This window comes from Planktothricoides sp. SR001 (assembly GCF_001276715.1).
In the GTDB taxonomy this organism is placed as follows: domain Bacteria; phylum Cyanobacteriota; class Cyanobacteriia; order Cyanobacteriales; family Laspinemataceae; genus Planktothricoides; species Planktothricoides raciborskii.
Genome location: NZ_LIUQ01000002.1, coordinates 3,122 through 18,409 on the forward strand (window position 1 = coordinate 3,122; position 15,288 = coordinate 18,409).

Below are 15,288 nucleotides of genomic sequence, written 5' to 3' on the forward strand. Positions count from 1 at the left end.
CTATACCCCCACAGATAACCCCTATAACAGAGGGCGAAGCATTCCGGTAATATATTCTCTGTTGGAGCCCCAAATTATTTGCCGGAATGCTTCGCCCCTACATACCCATAACAGAAACCCGGTTTCTCTCACCAGCTTCCCGAAAAATTCACCAAGCCCTTTAAAGGAAAATACTGGGGATAACCCTCCTCGTCTATCTCTTTAGCATTAGCCTTACCTTGGCTAAAATCAGTAATCTTCGCGATCGCCGTTCTGGGAGTTGCGGCGTTTTTCTGACTCAGGGTAAACAGTAGGTTATCATCGGTGCAGTTTGACTGCTGATTCACCACACAAACCACCTCTTCCCCGCGCAGCGTCCCATAAGTTAAATTCAAATTGGATAACTTCCCGCCATTTTTCCCTACGAAAACGTTTAGCCTTCTCGTCACCTCATAACAACGGTTTTCTGGCGTCCAGTTGTCCCCAAACTCCTCGCTATTCCAAGTAAACAGGGGGGTTTTGGACACCGCGTTACCCTGTTCAGCGATCGTTGCCCAACCACTGTTCCCTTGAACGCATTTAAAAGTAGTCGGTTCTTCCGGTTCCTGACTATTTTGCCCTTCAGCGGTACTTAATGGCGCCTGATTTAAAAAAGCCCCTAAACCAAAACCAGCCAAAACCGCAACCACCAGCACCAACAGCAAATATGACAATTTCATAATATTTTCAGTCCTCTAGGGTTGGTTATGTCGGTTAAAATATCGGATAACTATAGCTACAAGACATCTCGGCCAAATATCGGTTAGGTATCGGTAAGATATATAAGTAGCGCTCCTATTTTTTTATTATGCCAAAATAAAATAAGCGGGCGCAAGCATTGCGTAAGCGGGCGCAAGCATTGCGTAAGCTGTAATTATTTTGTGGAATTATGCCCCCAGTGCATCCCTTATATATGATAACCGGACAAATTCTTGGCGGACATTACCAAATAGAAAAATTCTTAGGCAAAGGTGGATTTGGCGAAACTTATCTAGCGCGAGATACCCATCTTCCCGATCGCCCATATCGGATTGTAAAGAAACTTAAACCCCAATCTAACAAGCCCTTCGTATTACAAGCGGCGAAAATTTTATTTGAAAGAGAAGCGCAAGTTCTGTACAAACTCGGAGAACCTTCTGAAGTTCCTCGGCAAATCCCCAAATTATTCGCCCACTTTGAGGAAAACCAAGAATTTTATCTAGTTCAAGAATATATTGAAGGCCATGATTTAACCGAGGAAATACCGCCGCAAAATAGGAACAAACTCAGTGAACCAGAAGTAAGCCAACTATTACGAGAAATCCTAGAAACACTAGAATTTGTCCACAAACAAAACATCATTCATCGAGATATCAAACCCGCGAATATCCGTCGCCGTAGCAGTGACGGAAAAATCGTCTTAATTGACTTTGGGGCTGTGAAACAAATTGCCACAAAACCCACCAATCAACAGGGAACAATTACCTTTACCTTGCCCATTGGTACGCCCGGATATATGCCCGACGAACAAGAGAAAGGTTATCCCAATTTTTCCAGCGATATTCATGCGGTGGGAATGCTGGCAATTCAAGCCTTAACCGGACTACTTCCCCAACAATTACCTCGCGACCCCAACAGCTTAGAAATTATCTGGCAAAATCAAGCTTCTGTCAGTGCCGAATTAGCGGCTGTTTTAAATAAAATGGTGGCATATAATTCGGCCAAACGTTATCAAAATGCTACCGAAGCTTTGTCAGCCATAACTATCACAATTATATCCCCACCACCGCCAACTGTCAAGGGGGCAAATCCGCAAAATTTATTATTAATTTATCTGTCAGTATTTTTAACAGCAATTATTGGCATAAGTTTGGGTTTATTTATTCACTCTTCCCTGAATAATACCGCACCAAATATCCCAGAAAATCCTCAAAAAACAGATAATTGGTAGAAACAACAGCCCCAGAAACCGGGTTTCTTCTCCGCATCCCACAGATAACCTCTGATACCCACAACAGAAACCCGGTTTCTAGACCCCCACCATCAACCCCAGAAAACCAGATCGCTATCCAGAAAATCATCAGGAGATTCAATCCCGGAAAATCTCCGATTAATTCGTTCTAAAGCGGCTTCAATTTGGAGCAACTTTTCATAAATTAGAGATTGGTCAGACATAGATAGCCTCGCGGTCAATTCGGCATTTTAAGTAAGGGTTCATCCGCTCTCGATAACGCACTAAATCAACTGTTTTACCCAGATTTTTTTCGATTTCTGCCTTAATATGAACTATCATAAATAGATTAGGTTCTTCCATTTCCAAAACCACATCCACATCGCTGCTCTCTGTGGCTTCATTTCTAGCAAAAGAACCAAAAATTCCTAACCGAATCACCCCATATTTGTCTTTTAATATTGGTTTGAGTTGACCCAGGACTTCTAAAACTTTCCCGCGTTCGATCGCGCATGAATTCATATCTTAACCTCAAAAACAGATAACTAAGAAATTGGGTTTCTGCGACAATTTTTGTTTACCCCTGTAGGGGCGAAGCATGACCGCAGACACTCCCAGAAACCGGGTTTCTTTTTTGCATCCCACAGATAACCCCTAATACCCACAACAGAAACCCGGTTTCTAGAGCCCCACTTAAGGCATAATCAGAGAAATCGTTTGACTGCGGAATTTCCGATAAATCAGAAAATCACTATCTAATGTTAATATCTCACTAGCGGGATTTAATTCAGCCATTCTGACTAAACAAGCATCCGCTAGAGACATGGGTACAGACTGATAGCGTTGCATCAATTCGTCAATTTCTCTGAGTTCATCGTTCAGATTGAATTTGAGACAAATAACCTCACTCCGAAGCAAGGACAAGACTTGTTTTTCCCCTTGATAAACCCGTGATAACAGAAAACACGCTTCTGTTACCACCGCTTCACAAGTGAACAAAGGAGGTTTAATGTCCTGTAACTGCGCGATCGCCCAATTATGAAAGGCTTCTCGACGGTTCACTAGAGACACTAGGGGTCCCGTATCCAGCAATACGTTTTGTTTCATCGAATTGCGGTCCTTCCAAGTATTTCTTATTAGTTGATAAATCCCCTGGTCCTCCATCCACAGAACCCACCAAATCTCCCGCAGCTTCCAATGCGGACATGGGACGACCATCAGGATGCAGGAATTTCTCAGTGGGTGCATCTTGCTGAAGCAGAAACTCAATAAAATCGAGTACCTGTTGTTGTCGTCGATCGGATAAATCTTGCATTTTCGCGGCGATCGTTTCGGCTAAATTTAGGGCTGATTTCATAGTGATTGTCCCAATTGGCGATAATTTCATTATATATAACCCATATAACCCAGAAACCGGGTTTCTTCTCCGCATTCCACAGATAACCTCTGATACCCACAACAGAAACCCGGTTTCTCGACCCCCACCATCAACCCCAAAACCCCCAGAAACCCAGAAACCGGGTTTCTTTTCCGCATTCCACAGATAACTCCTGATACCCACAACAGAAACCCGGTTTCTATACCCCCACCATCAACCCCAGACAATTAGCGATCGCCTGCCAAAACTTGATATTGCTGAGAAATCAATTGACAAAGTAACTCCAAAGGATTCTCTATATCATCAGGGAACCGAGAATTATCATCCAGGGGTTCTGCCACTTCCATCCAATCAGTATCTTTACTTAATGCTTCCCCCAGATTATGTTTAGAACACCATTTACCAATAGTGTGGGCAATGGGGAAAATTTCATCATCATTCAATTCTGCTAAATCTTGTTTCAAATTCGGCAAATCTTGCCATGAAGTTGGTAAAAACATGGCCGGTTTTTCTTGCAGCCATTTCATAAACACCAAAATCATTAAAATCGGTTCCATAAAATAAGCTAATCCTGGGAATATTTTGAATCCGCCAATTCAGTAAAAAGCGATCGCTATTTCTGAATCAGAAAAGCGATCGCCAAAAAATCAACCAAGAGTAGAAATGTTAAGAATCGTTTTCCAACCGGGAAAATCGCCGCTAAATTTGAGCGAAATTACATGGGATGGAACAGTAAGTCTGGGAAAAAGCGGTTAAATTCAATTAAAATTCCCGCAGTAATAAACATCCAAATGGCTAACACAACTGGAGCCGTAGACAGATACTTGAGCAAATCTTGCATGAGGGCTTCTCCAAATTTTAGAGTGGATTTGTTAAATCATAGCTGAGTCATTGACGAATTAATGAAATTTGCGTTTCGGACCATCATCTAATGGGATTAACGGGGGGAAACAGTAATCTCATTATCTTTGGCAAACATGGCGCCACTGGTCATTTCGCCTAAAGCGGCAACGGGCCAAGCGGCGGCACCGAGAGAGCATTTAATCGCCAAAGGAATATCGATAATGATTTCTTTTTCCTCGGCATTGCCTTCTTTTTTGATCGCTTGGAGATAAGAACGACCAGCCCAACCAATGTAACCAGCGATATAGAGAAATAGAATGCTAGGAATCAGAAATTCACCAGCATGAGCTAAATTTCCATCCACAATTAAGTGAGGTAAACCCTCTTCGCCACACAACAGTGAAGAATATTGTTCAAAGCGTGCTTTGGCTTGTTCAGTGGTGGCACTTTTCGCCCGTTGGATAAATGCAGCATTGTCAGCACAGGGGGTCAGATTAGCATAATCCGCCGAAGCAATGGGAGCGAAACTAAACCAGAGGCAAACCGCCAAGATGAGCGCTAAGAATTTTCTCATTGAGATTGTTACCTTTTGTTACGGAATGATAAGTTGTGTTACAAAATGTGCAGACTTACTGAAATCAGCGTTATTCCCACAACTGGAAACTGATTGTACCCTGCACTGTTAACCCATTAAAATTTAAGCTACTACAAATGGGCAACATATCAAGCCAAATTAGCAGATAATGGCACAAGTTTTAGCAATCGAAACAAGTTGTGATGAAACTTCCGTGGCAATTGTTAAGAATTGTCAAGTTTTAAGTAATGTCGTCACATCTCAAATTTCTCAGCATCAAGTCTATGGTGGAGTGGTGCCAGAGGTGGCATCCCGATGCCATTTAGAGACGGTGAATCAGGCGATCGCCCAAGCATTCCGCGATGCCCAAACCGACTGGGGGGCGATCGACGGCATTGCCGCCACCTGTACACCAGGTCTGGTGGGGGCGTTATTGGTGGGGTTAACTGCCGGAAAAACCCTGGCGATCGTACACAGTAAGCCATTTTTAGGCATTCACCACTTAGAAGGGCATATTCATGCCTCCTACCTCGCCGAACCGGAGTTACAGCCCCCATTTCTCTGTCTGTTGGTTTCTGGGGGTCACACCAGCCTAATTTATGTGAAAGATTGTGGGACTTATCAAACCCTAGGGCAAACTCGTGATGATGCAGCGGGAGAAGCCTTTGATAAAGTCGCCAGATTATTAAATTTGGGCTACCCAGGGGGGCCTGTGATTGACAAAATCGCCCGATCCGGCAATCCCAAGGCGTTTGCTTTACCGGAAGGAAAAATATCTTTGCCAGAAGGGGGATATCATCCCTACGATTCCAGTTTTAGCGGCTTAAAAACCGCTGTGATGCGATTGGTGGAAAAATTACAGGCAGAACCGGGGGAAATGCCGATCGCCGATTTAGCCGCCAGTTTTCAAGCTACGGTAGCCAAATCCCTGACTAAACGGGCGATCGCCTGTGCCACAGATTACGGACTGGATACCATTGTAGTCGGCGGAGGCGTCGCCGCCAACAGTAGCTTACGCAGTCACTTACAAACCGCAGCGATCGCCCATAATTTGCGGGTAATTTTTCCCCCATTGAAATACTGCACCGACAACGCGGCGATGATTGGTTGTGCGGCAGCAGCCCACCTCAACCGGGGTCATCATTCCCCCTTAACTTTGGGGGCAAAATCCCGGATGGCGATCGCCGACGTAATGAATCTTTACCAAAACCACTAACCTTGCCTCAAATAGAAACCGGGTTTCTTTCCCGCATGAAACCGTTAACTCTGTTGCTTACAACAGAAACCCGGTTTCTGCCAAGAACCCAATCCTACAAATGAGTTTTCAGGCGATCGCGAATTTGGTCAGCCACAAAATCCGGCTGTTCCACCATAGACAAATGACCGCAATTGGGAATAGAAATCACATTCTCGTGACAGCCGCCGAACAGATAGTGAAAACTGGCCAAATGTCTCACATATCGGGGTTCCATCACTTGATCTTGGTCGCCCGCCAAAAAATAAACCGGCTGCTTTAGCTGGGAAACTAACTGGGGGAGTCGATGGACTTCCGCCTCCGTAGTGGAATCGAGCAAAGTACCCCTCGCGGCATCCGAGTCAGCACTGACAAAATCAATCAGTCTTTGCCGTCCCCAGCAACGTTCCACTGGACGGGCCACACTGTCCCGGCTAAACAACCAATCCAGCCAGGGTAAATAGCACAACCAACGGGGGCGCAGTTTCACCAACTGCTCCCCGACGGAACGAAACCGTTCAAACTCTTCTTTGATATAAATTCCCCCACCAGAATTAATGCAAATGATACCTTTCACCTGTTCGGGCAAACTTACCCCAGTCCAGAGAGCGATCGTGCCCCCCAAAGAGTGACCAATTAACCACGCATGACCAATCCCCAACTTATCCAACAAAATGCCCAAATCTTTGGCATAAGCAGCAGGAGTATAGTCACGATGAAATTCCGTTGGCGAGTCCCCAGGGGGTTGAGAATCACCAAATCCGCGTAAATCATACGCCAGACATTGATACTCAGGAGAAAGGCGAGAAATCAAGGGTTGCCAATATTGACGGCTGAGAAGCCAGCCGTGGATAAACACCAAAACAACGGGAGAATCGGTGGGAGCGGTTAAATCGTAAGCGTGACCAACCCCGAGAATATCAATCATAGCCATAATCTTATTTTATCCTGAACGGTTCTCAGATTGGTCAATTTATGGTTATTTGTTGTTTGTTGTTTGTTATTTGTTGTTTGTTATTTGTTAGTTTTGCTCTAAACCAAATAACGAATAACAGATAACATATAACATATAACATATAATTATATTATACATTAAAATCGTCTCCCTAAAAGGCGATCGCGCACCCCTTCGGCAATTTTTTGTCCCAGATAATCGGGAATCAAACTTTCATTCGGGCCGAGGAGGTAGAGAATCAAACGGGTGCGCCCTCTCCAGAAAAACAAATTCACATTCACCACCAGTAAATCTTCCTGCCAAATGGCATACATCACCTTATAAAACAAACCGGGCTGGTTTTCCGCCTCAATCAAAAGCGCCGGTAGATGGAACACCTGATCCACATAAAACTCTGTCACCACATCCTTCAAACCCGCGTCTAGATTAAACTCCACTGCCAGCATTTCTTCAACTTCAAAATAACCCGCTAAAGCTTCTCGAATAGCGCGAGCGACATTTTCTGAAGTTTGTTCCTTCAAAGGCTTGCCTCCACGGGACAAGACCATATTGATAAACACCAGCATCGGCGGATAAATTTGGCCATGCAAACTCAGATTATGAATCGTTAACCCGTATGCTGCCAGCACGCCAAAAATATCACTCAGGAGAAAAGACTGATTGCGATAAGCAAAATACAAGACCGTCTTGTTACCTTCCGGTCTGAGGTCAATGACTGCTTGCCTAGTTTTGTAAAGTTGGTAAGCCAGCTTCAGATTTTGAAGTTGGGTTTCATTATTCACAAATTGTTCGTAAAACTGGGGAAACGCTCGGTTAAAGCGCTTCAGAAGTTCCAGTGTCGAGGATTTTAAACCCGTTGCCATAGTTGGGGGGAAATGTTGGTTGCCCGATCAACAACAGATAAAAGGTAGCAGCCTTGTGTTTTGCACAGAAGACTCAAAAGCATACCTGTTGTCTTCTTTTTAACTGATTAGAGGGTATTCCAGGATGTCAAACCACTCAGTCATTTCTTTCCTACCCCAGTTTGGCACAGTCGGCCTTTCCAGTCGGCTCTTCCTAGTCGGCTCTTTTTTTGGGGTGCCTAGCCCGAAACGCTGTTTAATCCAATCCAGCAGCAGGTGCCGACTCAGCCTGAGAAAAAAGGATATTGATTAAAATTTCAGACCACAATCGTCGCACCCTCCCAAGAACACCATAGCGTATTCTTGTCCCAGAGAGCGATTTTTCGCTACCCGCCCCCGTAAAATTTTAATAAATATTATCTAACATTTTAATTTTTATAAAAAAATTATATATATAAGTCAGCGGCATCCGGGAAAAAAATCCGATCTCAGCCAAAGAGATTTTACAGTCAAAGACTTTCTTTGGTAAGCTGTTAGACTTGGAAGAACATATTGAGCGATCGCCGGAAAGAGCGCAGTTGCGTGGCGCCACTCTGTCACCAATCAGCACTGAAAAGACCGAATAAAACGGTTATAGGCGATCGCCTTCCCTGGGGTAATCCTATTTAGCGAATGGGTTAACCTCACCAATGTCTGTGGATCCTGTCATGGGATCGAAATCGTCCATCTTATTTACACAAAGAACCAAACCTGCATGGGTTTTTGGAAAAACTTATTTACCACGCCTGAATCGGCCACAGCCAACATAGAGTCAATGGATCTGTATGCCCCGAATGGGACGATAAATCTGCTTGACAGTAACATTCGCATTTATTTCAGTACAGATCGACAGATTGACCTATACGAACTTGAAGAACTCTGTGATGCGGTTGGTTGGGCTCGTCGTCCTTTGCGTAAAGTCAAAAAAGCAATTCAGCATAGTTTTCTTGTGGTTTCCTTATGGGAAGTGCGAGGAAACCGGCGCCGGCTGATTGGCTTCGCCAGGGCTACTTCGGACCATGCGTTTAATGCCACAATTTGGGATGTCGTCGTTCTGCCGAAATACCAAGGAAAAGGTCTAGGTAAAGCTTTAATGGATTATACCATTCAAAAGCTGCGTCGAGAAGATATTAGTAATATCACCCTTTTTGCCGATCCCCAAGTGGTTGATTTTTACCGTTTGTTAGGGTTTATTCCCGATCCAGAAGGGATTAAAGGAATGTTTTGGTATCCTAACAATTAACCTCAGTTTTCGACCCAACAATCAATTAGGAGGAATTGTAGGAGAAATTGATTTTTATCCCCTAGTCATTCCTGATGAATCTTCCATGAAAACCGCTCCAACAATCTCAGTGTATTATCTAGTAAAATCACTTTTTAATTGGGTCGGGTTCAAGAGCGGTTTTTGCTAGATTCTCTCTCAAATTCCTTCATTCAGATGGGTGTCAGAAAAATTAGAGGCTATAATTAGAGGCTATAATTAGAGGCTATATTTTCCTGTTACAGCAGGTTCCTCTGTTATGGAGTGTAGTCTAATTCTCAAAAAGCCCACAAACGGTTCCAATAGTGCCAGATCCGAAGTTCCAAGGACGCGAAGCGCTGTAGGTTATTTAAGGGTGAGAGAAGCCGCGATCGCCGATTCTAATTCTGTTTGACTTAACTCAGTAATAATAAAAACTTCTTGCACGGTTTTTCCTTGCCGAGCAATCACTTTAAACCCACCGCGAATCGGCACGGAAATTTTTAATGTCATCTTCGGACAATGACCTTTGGCTCGACCAATCACTCCGGGAGTAATGGTATTTACCCCTTCGTAAAGAGCCAATTTTTCTAGAATGGCAATCAACCCGGGTATGTGGGTTGAGTGATTAAAAACGATCCGACCACCAGAGGGCTTGCCCATAGATTTTTCCCAAATTCACCAGTAATTTAATTTATGGAATGGGGGCTACCATTGGCGACAAAAAAACCGCACCTTTTTGGTGGCGATCGCCCCGTTTTCTGTCCTGATTTATCTAACTATATCTAGGTATATCTAGGTATATCTATGTATATCTAGGTATATCTAGCCATGTCTAACTATATTTAACTATATTTGTGTAACTATGCCGCTTCTAAAGGTGCCATCGTCAAACCAGCACGACTAAGCTGCTGATGATACAGTTCGGCGGGTTCTTGGGGGCCAACCCAGACAATTGCTTGACCTTCAAAGTGAACTTGATTCGTCAAAGCCCAAGCCCGATCGCTAGTCATGCCGGGAATATATTTCACCAAGCATTCTGCAACGTGCTGAAACGTATTAAAATCATCGTTGAGTACAATTACCTTGTAATTCGGATAAGGTTTCCGGGTAACTTGATTAGTCGGTTTCGGAGCGACAGTCGGTGCTGTAGCCATATAACTGATCAATATTCTACTTATTGTCACAATATTCGACTTATTGTAACAATTGCCAGCCACATCATCCCATGTTTTACCCTGGGGCGATCGCAAGTTATCCCTAATTTATCCCTAATTTATCCCTAATTGCTCATCAATGGCTGATTCAGAGGCGATCGCTGGGATTAATCTCCCAGCAAAAAATTTGTGCTTTTTATACATTAATGAGTGTTTTTTGTCAACCCAAAAGCAACTATCAGTTTTGTCACCATCTCTTGAACATGGAAATTGACATGACACACAATTAAGTTTATCTTATCAGACTTATAAATATAAGCTACGGTAAGCGTTTCCATTAGTCGCTTGGATCCGGTGACAGATCAAGGCAAGATATGAGGAAACTTCAGCGAGATTCCACTCACCTAAGTGAGGCAAGCGCCTGGGAATTTAACAGCAAAACCGCTTAATTGCTGAATTACTTAATATTTCCGCCGATAAACTGTCCCAGGAAGCCAGCCTGAAAAAGGAGGCGATCGCCCGATCAATCGAGATCGCCTCCTTTTTCTCAGCCTGAACCGGCTGACTATACATCTGCAATGGAAATCAGAGGTAGCTGCAACAGGAGTTTAATCTATGGCGGACAACTTTTTTGACTTAGATGATTCGGTAAATTTATTTACCATTGGTGCCGAAATACCCAGTGGCGCGATCATTCGGGGGCTGGGTGGCCAAGATTTAATCGTCGGTTCCGGCAATCCAGATGCGATACATGGCAACACTGGGGCTGACACCCTCTATGGCATGGACGGAAACGACACACTCCAAGGGGGTCGGGGATCCGATTTGCTTTTAGGCAACCGGGGAGACGACCTGATCTTTGGGGAACGGGGCAATGATGTCATCTTTGGCGGTCAAGGTAATGACCTCTTGGATGGCGGAGTCGGGGATGATTTCCTCGCCGGAGATGCCGGAACTGATACCCTGACCGGAGGGGATGGCTCCGATGCCTTTGTTCTGGATATTCGACATGGCAGCAGCGATCGCAACCTAGCCGATGTCATTACCGACTTTAGCGTAGAAGATGGTGATGTATTTGCCGTCACTGATGGGGCAAATGACAACCTCACCGAAGCGGATCTCACCCTGGAAACCGTAGGTACCGAGACATTTATTTCCTTAACTGCCACAGGAGAGTTTCTCGCCCGAGTTCAGGGAGTAACCGCAGAAGAACTCACCGGGACATTCAGCACCGTGCGAGCCACTCGTGATGATACAGAGTCCGGAGCCACGGTACTCAATGCCCTACCGGGACAAACCAGCATTCAGGGGCAAGTCGGGGAAACCGATTATCAGGACTTCTTTGAACTCCAGGTAACGGAAACCAGTATTGTTGACCTCAGTCTCACCGGCTTAACTGCTGATGCGGATTTATTTCTCTATCAGGATTTGGATGCCGATGGAGAATTAGGGGGAGACGAAATTATCTCCGCATCAAGTCGATGGGGCAATGCCGATGAAGCGATCGAAAACGTCACCCTCGACCAAGGCCGATATTTCATTGGCGTAGAGCAATTTGAGGGAGACACCAGCTACAACCTGAGTATTTCCGGGGTCGCCGGAACTGTAGCGCGGGATTTGGCAGGGTCTGAACCCAGTACCGCTCGTCTCCTGCCCCCCGACGGGGAAGTAGAACTGCATGACTACCTTGGCGGCACGGATGCGGTAGATACCTATCGCCTAGAAGTCCTCAATGGGGGATATCTGGATCTGTTCACCACCTACCAGGAGGCGGATCTCAACCTCACTCTGTGGAGCGATACCAATGGCAACAACCAGTTAGACGCCGATGAAACCATTGCCCAGGGAACCAATGAAATCCAGCAGGATGTCATCAGCCCTGGCACCTACTACGTCAATGTCACCGCCCTTGGCGCGGGAACAGCCTACGAAATTCTTTCTATTTCCGAACCGGGTAGCCGGGTTGGGATTGAAAGCTATAACCCACTCTTCCCAGGCGTTCCCACCACTGGCACCCTGGATCAAAACGATGCCTTTGATTTTAACGATGACGAAAACTATGCCGATCCTTATCTCCTTTCAGAAATAGGGGCTGGGTTAACCGTCACCATCACACAGGAATCCAAGGATTTCGATGCCTATCTGACTGTGGTGGATTTGATCACTGGGGAAGTGATTGCAGAAAACGATGACATAGACACTGAGGGAGGCAACTTCAATGCTCAAGTCAGTTTCACCTCCGAGCAAGGGGGACAATATGTGGTCTATGCCTCTAGTGTCGATTCTCCGGGTATTGGCGAATACACCCTAAATACCACGCTCACAGGAACCGTCACTCAAACCGTTTTCAGCAGTGATAGCGCCAGCAGTGACGATCAGTCTGAAGAAGGAAGCGATTCTTTATCAAGTTCTAGTGTGGTGTCCACCGCTGCCTCGTCAATTTCCGATCAGCTGCCACCCCCTATCTTTAACGAGGAAGGCGATCGCGCTGATACAGGGCTGACACAAGATGTACTCCATAACTTAGTCTATCAGCCCCTCACAGGTGGTCTAATTACTCCAATCCAACTCAATAACTTGAACCAGGGCAACTTTGGTAACTGTGCCTTTATTGCAGCACTAGCGGCTACCTTCGGTAAAATTGAAGATCCCAGCACGGCTAACTTGAAGCAGAGTGAAGTTCTCAATAGTGCCATTACTACCGATGGCAGCAACTATACCCTCAAGTTCTACAACTACTTAACGAGTCAACCGGGAAATGTCATGGTGAACAACCAAGTAGTCACCAAAGACGATAACTTGTTTGGGGCGACCTGGGACAATCTCAACCCTGTCGAACCGACGGAAGCTTCTGGCCAACGGATCTGGGGTGCCATTTTTGAACGAGCTTATGCCAAGTGGCGGGGTCAAGAAACGGGCAAAAATGGCTATGATGTCATGGGTAATGGCGATGTTGGGGGTAGATCCCTTAAACGGGTCACAGGTAAAGCTATCCAAGAAATTTCCTGGGATCCTTCTCAATCCGATCCAGAATATTCTTTGATCCAGTTCTCGCAGGATATCGACGGCTCCTATAATAATTTAGGGAGTATTACCCAGGAGGAAATCTTTAATCGCATTCAAACTGCATTGAACGAGGGTCGCTATGTGATGACTGGCACAATCTCAGAAGCAGAGAAGCTTTCTCAGGGTGCGTTAGTTGGCGGCCATGCCTACAGTGTCCACAATGCTTATGAAATGAACGGTAGAAAGATGATTCTCGTGCGGAATCCTTGGGGGACAGATACTAGCAAGGGAGCAGTGGATAATCTTAATGATGGATTTGTGGCTATCACCTTTGAAACATTTTTGAATAACTTTGATGGGGTGAGTCTGTCTCAAGCCGACTCGCCATAGATTCATTTAATTATCCGATTTGTGAAAACACCACGCTTGATTTTTACCAAGAAGCGTGGTGTTTTTTTATTATCAGCAAATATTATGGCCGAATCGAAATAAAATGCATAATGGACAATTGAGAATGGTGAATTATTAATTTATCCCTTAAATAAATTTAAAACTGGAAAAAGCCAAAAGTTATCTTAAAATATCGATAATTTTTCTCAACTTTTGACTTTTTCTAGAGGTCAAACAGGCAAATTTTTCCGGGGTTTAAAACTCTCGATTTGACGCAACTTCTCATAGAGTTCTTTTTCTTCAGCGGTCAAATTCTTGGGAATAGCAATTTGAATTTCGACAAGTTGATCGCCCCGTTCGCCTTTCCCTGTGGGATAACCTTTATTGGCTAACCGCAACCGCTTCCCATGAGTCAGTCCCGGAGGCACGGTCATTTTTACCAATCCGTCCAAAGTAGGAACTTCCACCGCCCCACCGAGTACCGCTTCACTGGGAGTCACCGGCACCTGACAGCTAATATCCGCCCCTTCTAACTTAAAAAAGGGATGGGGAGCCACTTGAATTTTCAAATAGAGGTCGCCGCCGCCAATTCCTTGACCCCTTAGACGGAGACGCTGCCCGGTAATCATGCCTGCGGGCATATCCACTTCCAGCGATCGCCCATCTTCCAAGCGAATGCGTTCATGTCCGCCCAGATAAGCCTTTTCCAAAGGCAAAGTCAGTCGCGCCTCAATATCCCGACGAGCTTGAGTGGTTGCCACGGTGCGGGCAACCTTGGTGCGACCGGGGGTAAAATCGTCCGCACTTCGCTGCTGACTTGGCGTTTCCGGGGTTCTCACCGGATTGCTTTGATAGCTACTACTGGTGGCACTCCCATTGGGGGCTTGTTGCCGCTGATGACCCAGTAGAGTTTCCACAAAGCTATTAAAATCCGGAAATTGACTCGGATCGATGTCCGAGCGAGTGCCATTGCGGGCATTCCAAGTTTTGACTCTGGGGGTTTTACCCTTAAATCCTTTCTGCTGCCAGAAGCGGCTGAACTGGTCATATTGAGAACGCTTATTGGGATCTGACAAGACCTCATAAGCTTCGCCAATATCTTTAAATTTTTCTTCAGCCGCTTTGTCCCCGGGATTTAAATCCGGGTGATATTGCCGCGCTAACCGGCGGTACATTTTCTTGATCTCATCACTCGAGGCATCTCTGGGAACTCCCAGAATCTCGTAATAGTTCCGAAAGTTCTGCATCAATCAATGTTAGATATTAGATTTTGAATTGGAGAGTTCATCATTTATGAGTGTTCCCATCTGGAAGTTTTCATTACTGTCACCGGGCTTCTTTTCCAGAACAAACTGTTAACTCTGTTATTTGCAATAGAAACCCGGTTTCTGCGAAATTAATTAGCTTTGCACCTGGGCTACTACCGATTTCCAGAGCAGCCGAGGAGACAATGCTTGCGGGTCATCCGATGGGATTTTCTTGAGGGCGAAGAAAGAATTTTACAACCAATCATCATCTTCATCCCCCCAATCTTCATCCTGATAAGGATTATTGTAACGAACTGACTCATTGACGCCAGAGCGTCCCCGTTGACGATAACTCCGATCTGATTGATAGCGATCGCTACCCGGACGCTCGCCACCAGAACGATCGCTAGAAACCGGACGGTCTGCCATTGGACG

The 15,288-nt window shown here is 45.2% G+C and carries 20 protein-coding genes; 4 read left to right on the forward strand and 16 right to left on the reverse strand.

The window, feature by feature from the left end; genetic code table 11:
- Positions 1 to 128: 128 nt before the first annotated feature.
- A complete protein-coding gene (locus AM228_RS01235) occupies positions 129 to 698 on the reverse strand; it encodes a COP23 domain-containing protein (RefSeq protein ID WP_231636530.1) in 570 nt (189 codons plus the stop codon).
- Between the two features lie 233 nt (positions 699 to 931).
- Here AM228_RS01235 and AM228_RS01240 point away from each other — a divergent pair, with 233 nt between their 5' ends.
- Complete coding sequence (locus AM228_RS01240; protein ID WP_054464496.1) at positions 932 to 1,948, forward strand: serine/threonine-protein kinase; 1,017 nt, start codon at positions 932 to 934, stop codon at positions 1,946 to 1,948.
- 92 nt (positions 1,949 to 2,040) lie between these two features.
- Here the strand turns inward: AM228_RS01240 and AM228_RS35895 are convergent, their stop codons facing one another.
- The 8 genes from AM228_RS35895 to AM228_RS01270 all read right to left on the reverse strand — a co-directional run bounded on the left by AM228_RS35895 (position 2,041) and on the right by AM228_RS01270 (position 4,743).
- Positions 2,041 to 2,172 (reverse strand): hypothetical protein, encoded by a 132-nt coding sequence (locus AM228_RS35895; RefSeq protein ID WP_255353127.1) that lies wholly within the window; start codon positions 2,170 to 2,172, stop codon positions 2,041 to 2,043.
- Entirely contained in the window at positions 2,165 to 2,470 is a 306-nt protein-coding gene (locus AM228_RS01245) for a nucleotidyltransferase family protein (RefSeq protein WP_054464293.1), read from the reverse strand. Before AM228_RS01245 ends, AM228_RS35895 begins: the two co-directional genes overlap by 8 nt.
- A gap of 171 nt (positions 2,471 to 2,641) precedes the next feature.
- Positions 2,642 to 3,019: a type II toxin-antitoxin system VapC family toxin gene (locus AM228_RS01250; protein ID WP_369817656.1), complete on the reverse strand. Its 378-nt coding sequence runs from the start codon at positions 3,017 to 3,019 to the stop codon at positions 2,642 to 2,644.
- Positions 2,985 to 3,305 carry a DUF2281 domain-containing protein gene (locus tag AM228_RS31555; protein WP_156331474.1) on the reverse strand — a complete coding sequence of 107 codons (321 nt, stop codon included), beginning with the start codon at positions 3,303 to 3,305 and terminating at the stop codon, positions 2,985 to 2,987. The genes AM228_RS01250 and AM228_RS31555 overlap by 35 nt, the downstream gene beginning before the upstream one ends.
- A gap of 29 nt (positions 3,306 to 3,334) precedes the next feature.
- Positions 3,335 to 3,553 (reverse strand): hypothetical protein, encoded by a 219-nt coding sequence (locus tag AM228_RS33890; protein ID WP_197285190.1) that lies wholly within the window; start codon positions 3,551 to 3,553, stop codon positions 3,335 to 3,337.
- Complete coding sequence (locus AM228_RS01260; RefSeq protein WP_054464295.1) at positions 3,554 to 3,883, reverse strand: hypothetical protein; 330 nt, start codon at positions 3,881 to 3,883, stop codon at positions 3,554 to 3,556.
- Positions 3,884 to 4,041: 158 nt separating this feature from the next.
- Positions 4,042 to 4,167 (reverse strand): photosystem I reaction center subunit IX, encoded by a 126-nt coding sequence (psaJ, locus tag AM228_RS01265; RefSeq protein WP_054464296.1) that lies wholly within the window; start codon positions 4,165 to 4,167, stop codon positions 4,042 to 4,044.
- A gap of 96 nt (positions 4,168 to 4,263) precedes the next feature.
- Positions 4,264 to 4,743 carry a Photosystem I reaction center subunit III gene (locus AM228_RS01270; RefSeq protein WP_054464297.1) on the reverse strand — a complete coding sequence of 160 codons (480 nt, stop codon included), beginning with the start codon at positions 4,741 to 4,743 and terminating at the stop codon, positions 4,264 to 4,266.
- Positions 4,744 to 4,912: 169 nt separating this feature from the next.
- On the opposite strand from AM228_RS01270, the gene tsaD reads away from it, so the two are divergent.
- The gene (gene tsaD, locus AM228_RS01275; protein ID WP_054464298.1) at positions 4,913 to 5,959 is read left to right on the forward strand and encodes a tRNA (adenosine(37)-N6)-threonylcarbamoyltransferase complex transferase subunit TsaD; all 1,047 of its coding nucleotides are present in this window, start codon (positions 4,913 to 4,915) and stop codon (positions 5,957 to 5,959) included.
- A 94-nt stretch (positions 5,960 to 6,053) separates the two neighbouring features.
- Here tsaD and AM228_RS01280 read toward each other — a convergent pair whose 3' ends face one another.
- Both AM228_RS01280 and AM228_RS01285 read right to left on the reverse strand, forming a co-directional pair.
- Positions 6,054 to 6,911 (reverse strand): alpha/beta fold hydrolase, encoded by an 858-nt coding sequence (locus tag AM228_RS01280; RefSeq protein ID WP_054464299.1) that lies wholly within the window; start codon positions 6,909 to 6,911, stop codon positions 6,054 to 6,056.
- 158 nt (positions 6,912 to 7,069) lie between these two features.
- Complete coding sequence (locus AM228_RS01285) at positions 7,070 to 7,795, reverse strand: hypothetical protein (protein ID WP_054464300.1); 726 nt, start codon at positions 7,793 to 7,795, stop codon at positions 7,070 to 7,072.
- A 793-nt stretch (positions 7,796 to 8,588) separates the two neighbouring features.
- Here AM228_RS01285 and AM228_RS01290 point away from each other — a divergent pair.
- Entirely contained in the window at positions 8,589 to 9,056 is a 468-nt protein-coding gene (locus tag AM228_RS01290) for a GNAT family N-acetyltransferase (RefSeq protein WP_369817659.1), read from the forward strand.
- Between the two features lie 363 nt (positions 9,057 to 9,419).
- Here the strand turns inward: AM228_RS01290 and AM228_RS01295 are convergent, their stop codons facing one another.
- The 3 genes from AM228_RS01295 to AM228_RS34790 form a co-directional block, all read right to left on the reverse strand.
- Complete coding sequence (locus AM228_RS01295; RefSeq protein WP_054464302.1) at positions 9,420 to 9,716, reverse strand: DUF2103 domain-containing protein; 297 nt, start codon at positions 9,714 to 9,716, stop codon at positions 9,420 to 9,422.
- Between the two features lie 200 nt (positions 9,717 to 9,916).
- Positions 9,917 to 10,210 carry an ATP-dependent Clp protease adapter ClpS gene (gene clpS / locus AM228_RS01300; protein WP_054464303.1) on the reverse strand — a complete coding sequence of 98 codons (294 nt, stop codon included), beginning with the start codon at positions 10,208 to 10,210 and terminating at the stop codon, positions 9,917 to 9,919.
- A gap of 429 nt (positions 10,211 to 10,639) precedes the next feature.
- Positions 10,640 to 10,783 (reverse strand): hypothetical protein, encoded by a 144-nt coding sequence (locus AM228_RS34790; protein ID WP_156331454.1) that lies wholly within the window; start codon positions 10,781 to 10,783, stop codon positions 10,640 to 10,642.
- A gap of 42 nt (positions 10,784 to 10,825) precedes the next feature.
- Between AM228_RS34790 and AM228_RS01305 the strand changes: the two genes are divergently transcribed.
- A complete protein-coding gene (locus AM228_RS01305) occupies positions 10,826 to 13,606 on the forward strand; it encodes a C2 family cysteine protease (RefSeq protein ID WP_054464304.1) in 2,781 nt (926 codons plus the stop codon).
- A 230-nt stretch (positions 13,607 to 13,836) separates the two neighbouring features.
- Here the strand turns inward: AM228_RS01305 and AM228_RS01310 are convergent, their stop codons facing one another.
- Together AM228_RS01310 and AM228_RS33895 are read right to left on the reverse strand one after the other, a co-directional pair.
- Entirely contained in the window at positions 13,837 to 14,853 is a 1,017-nt protein-coding gene (locus AM228_RS01310; RefSeq protein WP_054464305.1) for a DnaJ C-terminal domain-containing protein, read from the reverse strand.
- 252 nt (positions 14,854 to 15,105) lie between these two features.
- The coding region (locus AM228_RS33895) for a hypothetical protein (RefSeq protein WP_197285191.1) at positions 15,106 to 15,288 on the reverse strand (183 nt) is incomplete at its 5' end.